The sequence below is a fragment of the Bradyrhizobium shewense genome (assembly GCF_900094605.1).
Classification (GTDB): domain Bacteria; phylum Pseudomonadota; class Alphaproteobacteria; order Rhizobiales; family Xanthobacteraceae; genus Bradyrhizobium; species Bradyrhizobium shewense.
Genome location: NZ_FMAI01000068.1, coordinates 1 through 12,032 on the forward strand (window position 1 = coordinate 1; position 12,032 = coordinate 12,032).

Genomic DNA, 12,032 nt, shown 5'->3' on the forward strand with positions numbered 1-12,032 from the left:
ACCGGATTTATCGCGGCAAACAACTCCTCAACGCACTCTCAGATTGCGGGCCCTGGACGATCGAGATCGTCGAGCGGCCGCGCGGCGTCAAAGGCTTCCAGCTCCTGCCCAGGCGCTGGGTCGTCGAGCGGACCTTTGCATGGTTCGGCAGATGCCGGCGCCTCTCCAAAGACTTCGAAGGCTCTGCCGCCACCGAGCGCGCCTGGCTGCTCGCCGCCCATCTGAGGCTCCTAATTCGCCGCCTGGCCGCACCCCTGAAAGCATCTACGCGCCTTTTTGAGTCAGGCTCTAAGAAGGCTGCAAGCACGGCGTAGGTTTCCGAGGTGGATCACCAAACCCACGCGGAGGTGCTTCGCCGTAACCCCAGCATAAATCCACTGGCTTTGCGCAGATCTGATTCCACTGATCATTACGTCTTCGTCCTACACGAGGATACGCTGCCGATTGTACGGCTCTATACTTGAGGTCGCCGCGCTTTTTTTGGCATACATTTCATTTTTTTTAGGTGGATACCGCGCTCATATTGGTGGCGACGCGGATCCGGACACGTTAGCTACTAGCCGCGACATTTTCGCAATCTTCGCCGCACATTCTGCATCCGTGCGCCGCCAGAGTTCACGAGGATAACGGTGAGTTCTCTCTCTCTCTCTCTCTCTCTCTCTCTCTCTCTCTCTCTCTCTCTCTCTCTATCTTTTACATGTTCTCTTGGGTCCGCTTTTCCTTTGATAGCCGCTTTTGCATCCTTTTGGTCGTTTCACGGCGCCACTGGCCGGAGCCTCGGCAACTTCACGAAGTCTCGCTCGCGACCTTGGACCACTTGCACGATAAGGCTCCATTTCATTTTTGGAGACATGAGCGTTCACCGCATCGTGGAGCGAAACGCGTCCTTTGCACGCGAGATGCTGCCGGCGCTCACGCCTGAAGTACTGGCGAGAACCGCCAGTGTTGCATCCGCGTTCGCTTGGACGTGCACGGTGTTTCAGTCGATGCTACCAGGCGTATGTCTAACAGACTATGTGGTTCGCGCGGCCACCACATGAACTTCGACAGGTGCCTCGGCAATCACAAGGCGCCGTCCCGCCCCGAGTGGCACAATGAAGTCCGACGACATCTATATGCGGACGCTCGCGCGAGGAGGGTTGTCGTTATAAAACATCGACTAGGTGCCTTCGGCGGATCGAGATCGCTCAAGTTAACCTTGCCCTTGAACCAGCCGGAGAGGGGCTGACCTTTATGCTAGCGATGGCGTGAAAACGTTGGTCTTCGGTGTGCTCCGGTTCCTCGTACCCGGAATGCAGGATTTCAGCACGGCGGAATCGTTCAGCTTCGCCCCGGCCAGCTCGCATGGAGCGGCAAGCTGCATTTCGCGCATCATCGTCATCGCTATGCAAGCCTGCGAGCTCCTGAAAGAAGCGTTGAGCAATGACGTTGAGGCCTGGTGTCGGACCTTGCCCTCTACTTTAGAGGAGAGATCAAAGCAGGTGCCCGTCAGTTGGCCGAGATGGCGCTGTATCTTGTTCTGCACTACAAGAGCGGCAGCTCGCGACGAGATGTGCAGGAAGCGATTCACGCGATCACCGGTGAAGGGCGAGAGGGCCGATGCCAATTCGGGATCCTCGTTGGCAAGATCGTAGGCTGGACGACCGCGCTTATCGAGGGACGGATGATCGGATGGTCGACCGGCTGTTCGACGACCTCGCTCATCAGATAGACCGTCAGCTTCCGTCCGCGCGGCGACGACCTCGGCTACGACGACATCGCCCAGCAATGAGCGGAATCATGCGCAGTTTTGGCGGTTCACTAGACGCTCCCGAAGAGCATGTGCACTTCGGGACGATCGACGCGCGGAGCGCATATAGCTTGGCCCTGGCGTTGCAGCTGCGCTGTACCGGAAGTCGAAGACCGGTGGGGTGGGGCGGCTCAGGACGTCGCTGATGGCCATCTAAGACCTGCTGCAGATCCCTTATTCTACGACTATCCAATTGACGAACCGGCCGGGCCCGGTACCAAGGGATTCAGCGCACTGGCGCGGCTGTACGTGGCGAGCTGTAACCAAAACATCAACGCGCTCGAAAGCGACTTGCCTCGGCTTGCGAGGGTCGCTGGTTTGGAGCGGACGGCCGAGATCCCAGCGCAGGACCAATCTATGTTCATTGCCGCGCCCATCGGAAAGGTCACTGCACAAGAATGGGGGCGAGATTGAATGCGGCCGATATCGAGGCGGCAATCTGCGCGACCATCATTGCGATTAGCTTTGAAAATTCCCGACCGGCGCAAAGCGCGCCGGCAGCCGAACGAGGCAGCTTCTCTTTGTCGAGATACCCTGACCACCCGAGCGGCCGTACGGTCGTGCAGCTCGATGGTAGGGCGTTCGCCCCGCGGTGGTGAAAGTCTGTGCACTTTGCCCCGCCGTGAAATACGGTGGTCGACTCAAAAAAAGGTCATTAGAATACACGGACGCCGACAACGACGCGTTTCTCGCGGCCGGCAATATCAGCGAGAGCTGGAGTCGGGAGTATTTGCCGACCTGATATCTCCTGGTAATCTCCACGGAATGCCGGTTGAGACGACCTCGACATGGTTTACCTCGAGCGATGCGTGGCAGATTCTCTCGACAGCATGGGCGCGCCCGACAGCTGCTCGAGGACCATGAACTACCTGCATTCATCGCAGTGCCCCACTGAACTAACGCCCGGCGGCGGGGTGGAGCGCGCCTGGCTAGCTCCCAAGTCTTTCGTGAGTCCGGACTGCATCGCCAATGTAGCGCTTGACCTTCACCAGGTTTGCGCCGCTCATCATCCTTGATGAGCGCCATTCGGCCGGTCGCCGACGCCGCCCCGGCACTGACCGGCAACTCGCAGGCTTCTTCTCCGCGGGCACGGTGTGGATGACGACGGGCGAGCTGCACAATTGACCGCCGCGGGCTCTGCGCCGAACGGGATCACGCTCAGCCGGAACGACCTTGGGGCGCCCGCGAACTCGGTGCACGGCTTCGTCACACGTGCAGAGGGCAAGTGCGAAGCTCAGGCGGGCCTTACTGGCGAACCTTCCCGACAAACGCCGCCGCAACCATTCAATCCCTCGACCGCACTGCAGATAGTCAGCGTTACATATCTCCGTAAGCCTCCGGTGGGGCTTTCGATTACCCACATCTTCCGCGTAGGATTTGCATCGGTTGAATCGCCTGTGATTCTGTTTGTGACGCCGATTCGCGGAGGCGTCACAGATGAGCGGAGACACGGGAGCCGGTGCTGCAGGCTGGCATGACGACGAAGTCGTTTCGGCAGGGCTGCCGGACAAGCGATTGGCGCGCCGATTTGGCCGCCTGCCTTGATCAGATGTCGGCGGCACCTGGCCAACCGGTCCCGGCCGCGTGCGGGGACTGGGCGGCGACGAAGGCGGCCTATCGCTTCTTCGATAATCCGCGCGTTACCGAGCATGGGATGCTGGCCGGCCATTTTGCCGCGACCGCCATGCGCTGCGCGGCGAGCGAAGGACCAATCCTCATTCTGCAGGATACCACCGAGTTCATCTACCGCCGTGCGCAGCCGGGTAAGATCGGCTTCACCAAGACCATCAACGCCGGACGTTACAAGGCGGGTCAGCCCAGTGGTGACTTTGTGCGGAGTGCTGATGCATTCGAGCCTGGCCGTAACCCTCGGCGGCACGCCGCTCGGGCTGACGGGAGCGAAGTTCTGGACACGCACGAAGTTCAAGGGGACCTGGACGCTCAAGGGGCACGCGGGTACCGATCGAGACGAAGGAAAGCTATCGCTGGCTGGAGAACCTGCGCCAGTCGATGGCGCTCGTGGGCACGCCGGAACGCTGCGTGCATGTGGCCGACCGCGAGAGTGACATCTACGAGCTCTTTTGCCTGGCGCAGGATCTCGGCACGCGCTTTCTGGTGCGAGTGCAGACCAACCGATTGGCCGGCGCGCCCGCCGACGCAGAGCCACGGGATGGAGCTCATCGGGTCTTCGCCCAGCTCTCGGCCACGCCTTGGGCGGGACGCCATTACGTGGCGATCGGACAGGATGAGACGGCGTGCGTGCACGTGAAGTTCGCCGCAATCCAAACCTTGCCGCCCATAGGCAAGCAGAAGCGATACACTCCTCAGCTTCTCACCTACACCCTTGAGATCGACCCGCCGGTGGGCCGTCCGCCGATCGACTGGAAGCTCGTGACCAATCTGCCGGTCGGAGATTTCACCATGGCCATCGAGAAGCTCGAATGGTACGCCTTGCGCTGGAAAGCAGAGGTGTTTCACAAGGTAAGCTGGCTGCCGCGCCGAAGAGGCGAGGCTTGAGACCGCCGAGCGGCTGACCAAGTTCCTCGCCCTCATCGCGATGGTCAGCTGGCGCATCTTCTTCCTCACCATGTCCGCACGAGCGAAGCCCGACGCTGCGCCGGAGACAGTCCTCACCTCAACCGAAATCGCGACGCTAGATGCCATCGACGCGGCGCGGTCCAAGCCGCGCATCTTGCGCAAGACCCTCGCCACCTACTTGCTCCAGATTGCCATGCTGGGCGGCTACCTCGCGCGCAACCACGATCCGCCGCCAGGAAACATGGTGGTGTGGCGAGGCCTAACACGCCTCAACGACATCGCCTTCGGCCTCTCAATCAGAACTCGTCGACGATGTGGGTAATTAAAAGCCTCACCGGACGGTTACATATCTCCAAAACGCGTCAAAACTGCACCTGCATCAGCTATCTGAACACGATTAGCCTCCAATCAACATTGCAGTGATGAGCCTCGCTCGAAGCAGCCCTCGGATGACTGGCGAATGGGAAGAATCCTTAACCCGTCAAGTTGGTGGGCACCGCGCTTGGTAGCTCTCTAAATTAAGGACAGCCCACGTCCGTGACCTCGATAGACCTGATCAAATCGCCGCCAGCGACGGAGAAGAATCTCCTGTCTTCTTTCAATATCCTCACGAAATCGGCTCCCATGGTCGAGCATTTCGCGCCCAGCTGGCTGCGAGGAGATCTCCGCCGCTTGAGGATGAGCGTGGCGGCCCCTCGATACGGAGAGCATAGCGTGGCCATCCTCAAAGTACTCGGCTACCAGATTGTGTCTGATCGACTCGAGTCGCTAGACGGATTACCGAGGACGACAAATACCTTCCGGCATAACCAAGCTACTACCATCGCTGTTGCCTTTGCCGCTAGACGCCGCGGGCCATGCTCTTGGCGGCGCGTTGGTCGTGCCGAGGTCAGGTTCTGTCGTTTTCATCACGCGCATTTGCGGTGATCGGCAGCGGAGGGCATTTTTGTTTCCGGTAGGAATTGTGCGCCAACGAAGATGGTGCATGATTTGATCAAGGAGGGGCCGATCGACGAGGCGCCGTTGATCCAGCTGTGCATGGGCATTGCTTCGGCGCACCGAACGATTTGACCATGCTTATGGCGACGGTGCACCAACTGCCGGCGCACGTCGCCTACTTTGACATTATCGGTCGGACCGATGCCGCTCCCGTATACGGTATGGCGCTGTTGATCGGTGCGAACGTGCGGGTGGAACGTGCGGGTGGGTTGGGTGCCTTTTAGGAGCCACTGCTAGATTGAACCAGACCCATCTGGCTGCAAATCGTAGGGCGCCTCGCGGCTGTCGCGGAAAAAATGACAAACCTCACCTCGATCGCTCGACCTGCCAGTGAGATCGGCCACGGCTCGCCTGGTTCATCGTTTAAAAGCCCAGATCGCCTCCGTGGTTGTAATGAACAGGAGTCCGCGAATTCTGCCGAGTCGGCGCAGGGTTTCGACTACGTGAGGGGACAAATTAATGAAATTCGGCTTTCGCCATCGATAATATTTCCGTGAAAAATGAACCTTCTGTCGGCTTCAAGGCCGCAGAGTCAAGCGCGGAAAGTGTCGAGTGACTGCCGGTGATCTTCCTCTTTTGGGCGTAAAAGTAGTTGATTTCGGTCAGTACATTGCCGGACCTGCGGTGGGAATGATGCTTGCTGATCTCGGTGCCACTGTCGTGCACGTCGACCCGCCGTCCGGCCCTCTGTGGGACAGCCCAGCCAATGCGACACTCAATCGCAACAAGTTGATCGTCAAGGTCGACCTTAAGACGCAGGAGGGCCTAGCGGAGGCGCAGGCCCTCATCAGCGAAGCGGACATTGCCATCGAGAATTTCCGTCCCGGCGTGCTTGGCCGCCTCGGCATAGACTTCGCAGCGCTGCGCAAGGTGCAGCCGAAGCTCATCACCGTGTCCATTCCGGGCTTCGCCGCCAACGATGAGCTGCGCCGTGAGTGGCGCGCATTTGAATCGGTTATCGCCGCGGCATCGGGCGTATTCACCGACATGGGGATGAATCGCGTTCTCATGGGGGCGACCCCCTTCTTCACGCCGTTGCCCATTTCATCGGCATATGGGTGTTTATTTGCGGCGGCGGCCGCTGTGCTGGCGCTTCAGGCGCGGGAGCGCAGCGGAGTCGGCGATCAGATCGAGGTGCCGCTGGCCAGCGCGCTCATGGAGGGCCTAGCGTGGAACTCATTTGCAATCGAAGATCTTCCGGCGCGCTACAAGATGGATCGTCGCAGGCGGGAGATTGCCCGCCGGCGCGAGGCCGGCCTGCCGATGGACCTCTCGTACGACGCTCTGCACAAGTTGCTCGATCCATTCTACCGGAACTACAAATGCCAGGACGGCCGAGGCTTCTACGTCGTAGCGGCAGGCAACAAATTTCACACGAAGCGCATCTTGCAGCTTCTGGGCCTCTATGACGAACTTGTCACCGAAGGCCTTGTCGAGGGGAGCGCCTGGCTCCCCAGTGACGAATGGCCTTCGGACACGTTGCTTGGCGCCCCCTTACCGGGGGAGTGGCCCGAAAAGATTGCCGACAGGATGCAAGCCGTGTTCCTGACCCGGCCTGCGAAGGAATGGGAGCGCATGTTTGAAGAAGCACGGCTTGCCGGCGCGGCGCAACGTTCGCTCCAGGAATGGATCGAGGAAGACCATACTCGAAAAGCGGGCCTCGCCATCGTAGTCGACGATCCGGTCTATGGGCAAATGATCCAACCTGGACCAGTGGCTTGGTTGGAGGAAAGCGGCAGCGCGATGCTAACGCCGAACCCACGGAAGTGGGTGACTTTCGAGGAAGCACTTGCCGCACTATCGGCGACTTCGTCATCACGGCCACAAGCGCTATCCGCTGCATCTCTGAACGGGTGGCTTGATGGCGTACGAGTTCTGGACATGTCGAATGTTCTCGCCGGCCCACAATCCGCATCCTATCTCGCACGCTTCGGTGCGGAGATAATCAAGCTCGACCCAGTGACGCCAAGTTTTTCCCCTTGGATAGTCATCTCTGCAATGATTTCGTCGCGCGGAAAGAGTTCGACACTGGTGGATATCACCACGCCCGGTGGCCGTAAGGTCTTTGAACGTCTCGTGAAATCCGTAGACGTGGTGATCTGGAATGCGACCGAACGGCAGGTCCAGAATATGGCGCTGGACCCGGACAGCTTGAGGAAGATCAATCCCCAGGCGATTTTCTGCAGGATCGACTGCTTCGGGGGCGTCCGTCAGGGTTCCCTCTCCGATCGTGTCGGCTATGACGATCTTGTCCAGACCACCAGCGGCATCATGCTGAGGTTCGGCGGTTCTATGGAAACGCCCGAAGAGCACGCTCATGTCGGTACGATCGATCTGCTCGGCGGCGTCGGTGCGATCTTGGCCATAGGCGTCGCACTGTATCAAAGGGGGAGAGTGGGCCGCGCGGGAAGGCCGCGCACGTCGCTTTCGGCGGTAGCCGGGCTTCTGCAAATTCCCTTCTGGTACGACTACAAAGGGCGAGGACCATTCGACGAGCCGGCGGGACCCGAGGCCCGAGGCTACGACGCTCTGACCCGTCTTTACAAGTCAGCTTGCGGCTCCACCGTCATGCTGAGCGCGACCGAGCGTGATATGTCACGGTTCGCGGAGGTCGAGGGACTTGAACTGCTCGCCGATGTCCCGAAGAATGAGTGGACGCCCTTTCTCACCGAGGCTTTCGGGAAAGCCTCGGCCGAGGAGTGGCTGTCACGGCTTCACGCGGCCGATATAGGCGCCGCGATCTGTGACACGCTCGCGGCCTTGCGCTCAGCAAACACACGACTTGCCGATGGTACTCCCGGCACGGAGCAGGGCAGCTATTCCTTCGCAACGGTTGTCGATCATCCCAGTGGATATGCCGTTACACAGGTCGATCAGTATGCCATCCGGCCTGTTCTCGGAAAAGTCTACGATCTCTCTGCTTCAGAAAAGTTCGGCGCGTCGACGCGCAATGTCCTGCGCTCATTTCAATACACGGAAGCCGCAATCACCGAGCTCATCGCCGTTGGCGCAGTAAGTGAGGGCTGGAGTCGCGAGTTTCTCCCGCGTTGACTCTCCAAACACTTGCTCAAGGCTGGCTAGTGTACAATCAACTCTAGTGACAGCACATCATATTTCCGCGTATAGCGTTAATACTATTGTCGCACTAGTACCGCTGCACAGTGATTATGACTCTTTGGCAGAAGTCGCTTTGGTGGCGCCTGCCAAGGGTAAGCACGGCCCATTTTGGCGCGGGCTTTTTCGGTTGTGAGCATCCATTTGATGCGGGCTCGTGAGGGTGTTGCGCTGTCGCTCAGGCGGGGATCTCGGATATGAGCTGTCGGCGATCCCCAATGCGCCTGTCGAGGCATTGGCGGCGCAGCACGCCGATCTCAATCTCCACCATCTTCAGCCAGCTGGCATGCTTGCGGACGTAGTGGAACTCCACTCGGCGCAAGAGGCGGCGGGCCTCGACTGGCGGGAAGCCCTGTTAAAGCGCGCCCGCGCGGCAATCAAGGTGACGGTGCGCATTGCGTCCCCAGAAATGTTCCTGAATGCTGAGTTGTTGCCTCACGTAAATTGCTCCCCCATGGCAAGGGAGCGCAGGGGCAGCGATTTGAGTATGGCGACGCGCAAGGAATTGAAGTCTGCTTTAGCGCGGCGCTAGAGGGGATCGAGCCGCATCGAAAAGCGCCGTATTCTCGACGAGTTCGTCGCGATTAATGGCCTGCATCGGAAGCTTGCGATGCGGCTGCTGCGCTGCGACCCTGACGACCAGACAGCGGGGCGCCGCAATCGTGCGCGGATTCTACCGAGACGCAGAGAGGGAGGCCGCAGACCGGGGGTGGCGGCGATCGCCTGAAGGCCCTGCTGCCGATCTTGATTGAATCGATGGAGCGTCACGGCCCATGTCGACCTGACGCCAGAGCTTCGGGCCAAATTGCTGTCGATGAGTGCGGCGACGATTGACCGGGCGCTTTGAAGCGTTCGTGAGCAAAGCGGCCGGCAGTGCCGTCGCTCTGTAGCAAGTGCTCTGTGACGCAGCATCCCTGTTCGTACTTCAGCGGATTGGGGAGATTCTGCGCCCACCGCTTGTTCGTGAACTGTTTCCAGCCATCGTTCGAAAGGAAGGCGACGGAGCGCGTGTCCACAAAACGTGCAGCGCCCCCGCGACCTCACATCAGCGGCTTGTTGCCGAAGCAAGAACACCCGATGCCGTCCGCGCCCGCGTCAATGAAATCTATGCCGGCCTGGATCCGGTCGCCTTACTACGCGATATCCGAGCCGTGCAAGAGCAGTCGGCCAATCTCACCGACGCCGCCCCAGCAAGCCATCCAACTGCGATGCCGCCGATCGAACAGTTCTTGTCGAGCTTGCGAATCGCGTGGAAACATGGCGCCGGACGCCCGACCGACAGGCCAATTGCGAAGCCGAAGCGAGAGCGGCGACGCCCTGATCCGCTCGTCAAGGCTGCGCCACAGCTGCGCGAGTGGTTCGAGGCCGAGCCGTGGCGGACCAGCGAACTCCTGTTGTGGCGCAGCGAGCAAGCAAGCGCACTGGTGTTTGGCTCTGGGGATCGCGGCACAAAGCGACGTAATCGTCACATCGCCGGAAAGCCCGCCGCTGCTGGATGAAGGAACGGCGATGTGAAGTAGACCGGTGATCGACCGTGCTCAAGACTGCCGCGTTGCGCCTGCCGATTCCGAGATGATGGTGCGCACCGTACCGAGTTGATGGCGCGCAGGGTTCCGAAATGATCGCGCGCAGCATTCCGAGCATTCTCCGCGCAGCATTCCGACTTGATCGCGCGCAGTTTCGGATGGTGTGAAGCCTGATCGTTGGTCCATTTCTCCGGCTTGAACCAGCTTGGAGAATTGGATGCCGACGAGGAGGGTTATCATGCGCCAGGTGCGCGAGATTGTGAGGTTGAGCCTTGAGGCTGGGCTCTCGACGCGCGTGGTTGGCGAGCGCGTCGGCATCGGGCCGACGACGGTACGTGACACACTGAAGCGGTTTGGGCGCGCGGGTCTGGTATGGCCGGTCCCGGAAGCGATAAGCGATGCCGAGCTGGAGCAACTGCTGTACGGGGTGCCTGGCGTGAAGCAGGGGCGCCGCAAGGTGGCCGAGCCTGACTGGTCCGTTGTTGCCCGCGAGCTCAAGCGCAAGCATGTGACCTTGCAGGTGCTGTGGGACGAGTACATTGCAGAGCATCCGGACGGGTACCGGTACAGCCGTTTCTGTGATTTGTTCCGCAACTGGGAAGGCCGGCTGCCGCTGGTGATGCGCCAGTACCACGGCGGGGGCGAGAAACTGTTTGTCGACTATGCCGGCGACACAGTGCCGGTGGTTGACCGTAAAACTGGCGAGGTGCGTGACGCGCACATCTTCGTCGCGGTCATGGGCGCATCCAGCTTGTCGTTCGCGCTGGCGACGTGGACCGAGCAGCTCGGCGACTGGATCGCGGGACATAACGCGGCCTACAGCTTTTTTGGCGGCGCCACGCAACTGCTGGTGCCCGACAACGCCAAGGTCGCAGTGATCAAGGCCTGCCTCTATGACCCTATGGTCAATCGCAGCTACAGTGATATGGCGCAGCATTACGGCACGGCCATTTTGCCGGCACGGCCGCGTCGCCCGAGAGATAAGGCGAAGGTTGAGGCCTGCGTCGGAATCATCGAGCGCTGGCTGCTGGGGCGGCTGCGCAACCGAACCTTTTATAGCCTGGCCGAACTCAACGGTGCGATCGCTGAGTGGCTGGCCAACCTCAATGACGAGCGGGTGCTGCGTCAATATGGTCGGACACGGCGCCAGCTGTTTGAGGAAATTGACGCGCCGAATCTTAAACCGCTTCCTGGCGAGCCGTGGGTCCATGCCGAATGGCGCCGATGCCGGGTCGGGCTCGACTATCACGTCGAGATCGAACGGCACTACTACTCGGTGCCCTATCGCTTCGCCCGTCGCGAGGTAGAAGCGCGGATCTGTGCGCGAACGGTTGAAATCTTCCTGGGCGGCGAGCGTATCGCCGCGCACATGCGCGGCAGCGGCAACGGGCGGCACACGACGATCAGCGCCCACATGCCTTCCAGCCATCGGCGCTATGGCGAGTGGACGCCGGCAAAGATCCGCAGCGAGGCAAGCCGGATCGGCCCGATGCTGCGCCTGCTGATTGACCGGATCATCGAGGATCGGCCGCATCCCGAACAGGGCTATCGTTCGTGCCTGGGGATCATCCGGCTTGAGAAACGCTTTGGCGCCGAGCGCCTCGAGGCGGCCGCGCTGCGCGCGATTGAGATCCAGGCTCGCAACTACCCGAGCGTCAAATCGATCCTCGAGAAGGGGCTCGATCGCGTTGCAACGCCCACGTCCCCCGAGCGCGAGCCGATCCTACACACCAACATCAGAGGCTCGGACTATTACCACTAATAGGGAAGAAAATGCTGACACACCCCACGCTCCACTTGCTTACCCAGCTCGGCCTTACCGGCATGGCCGAGGCCTTTAAGAGCCTCGCCGACAACGAGGAGGTCCATGGCCTCGCTCACGCCGAATGGTTGGCGTTGCTGCTGGACCATGAAGCGACCTGGCGTAACAACCGGCGCCTGGCACTTCGCCTTCGTAAGGCAAAGCTGCGTCATCATGCCGTGCCCGAGGATATCGACTACCGCGCGCCCCGTGGGCTCGACCGCCGCTTGTTCGACATGCTGCTCAAGGGAGACTGGATCAAGAA

General features: G+C 60.4%; 7 protein-coding genes and 3 pseudogenes. 8 read left to right on the forward strand and 2 right to left on the reverse strand.

What is annotated here, in order from left to right; genetic code table 11:
• Positions 1-314: transposase (locus GA0061098_RS42765; RefSeq protein WP_165637977.1), on the forward strand; the 314-nt coding region annotated here is incomplete at its 5' end.
• 917 nt (positions 315-1,231) lie between these two features.
• On the opposite strand, the gene GA0061098_RS44575 is transcribed toward GA0061098_RS42765, so the two are convergent.
• On the reverse strand, positions 1,232-1,768 hold the full coding sequence (locus GA0061098_RS44575) for a hypothetical protein (RefSeq protein ID WP_129591123.1): 537 nt from the start codon (positions 1,766-1,768) through the stop codon (positions 1,232-1,234).
• Positions 1,769-3,338: 1,570 nt separating this feature from the next.
• Here GA0061098_RS44575 and GA0061098_RS47695 point away from each other — a divergent pair.
• The 4 genes and pseudogenes from GA0061098_RS47695 to GA0061098_RS42780 all read left to right on the forward strand — a co-directional run.
• Positions 3,339-3,383, forward strand: a pseudogene (locus GA0061098_RS47695) (hypothetical protein); the annotation flags it as partial.
• Positions 3,384-3,799: 416 nt separating this feature from the next.
• Entirely contained in the window at positions 3,800-4,306 is a 507-nt protein-coding gene (locus GA0061098_RS46800) for a hypothetical protein (protein WP_245323993.1), read from the forward strand.
• Positions 4,307-4,346: 40 nt separating this feature from the next.
• Complete coding sequence (locus GA0061098_RS46805; protein ID WP_245323991.1) at positions 4,347-4,649, forward strand: hypothetical protein; 303 nt, start codon at positions 4,347-4,349, stop codon at positions 4,647-4,649.
• A gap of 1,229 nt (positions 4,650-5,878) precedes the next feature.
• Positions 5,879-8,377 (forward strand): CoA transferase, encoded by a 2,499-nt coding sequence (locus GA0061098_RS42780; protein ID WP_245323992.1) that lies wholly within the window; start codon positions 5,879-5,881, stop codon positions 8,375-8,377.
• 83 nt (positions 8,378-8,460) lie between these two features.
• Here the strand turns inward: GA0061098_RS42780 and GA0061098_RS46810 are convergent.
• Positions 8,461-8,789, reverse strand: a pseudogene (locus GA0061098_RS46810) (hypothetical protein); the annotation flags it as partial.
• Between the two features lie 246 nt (positions 8,790-9,035).
• On the opposite strand from GA0061098_RS46810, the pseudogene GA0061098_RS46815 reads away from it, so the two are divergent.
• The 3 genes and pseudogenes from GA0061098_RS46815 to GA0061098_RS42795 form a co-directional block, all read left to right on the forward strand.
• Positions 9,036-9,939 (forward strand): annotated as a pseudogene (locus GA0061098_RS46815) (ISNCY family transposase); the annotation flags it as partial.
• Between the two features lie 265 nt (positions 9,940-10,204).
• The gene (gene istA / locus GA0061098_RS42790; RefSeq protein WP_165637978.1) at positions 10,205-11,728 is read left to right on the forward strand and encodes an IS21 family transposase; all 1,524 of its coding nucleotides are present in this window, start codon (positions 10,205-10,207) and stop codon (positions 11,726-11,728) included.
• A gap of 11 nt (positions 11,729-11,739) precedes the next feature.
• Positions 11,740-12,032: ATP-binding protein (locus GA0061098_RS42795; protein WP_165637979.1), on the forward strand; the 293-nt coding region annotated here is incomplete at its 3' end.

Bases quoted from the DNA above. Each gene is read 5' to 3' on its own strand.
- GA0061098_RS46800 (WP_245323993.1), top strand. From the start codon at position 3,800: ATGGCGCTCGTGGGCACGCCGGAACGCTGCGTGCATGTGGCCGACCGC.
- GA0061098_RS46805 (WP_245323991.1), top strand. From the start codon at position 4,347: ATGGTCAGCTGGCGCATCTTCTTCCTCACCATGTCCGCACGAGCGAAG.
- istA (WP_165637978.1), top strand. From the start codon at position 10,205: ATGCGCCAGGTGCGCGAGATTGTGAGGTTGAGCCTTGAGGCTGGGCTC.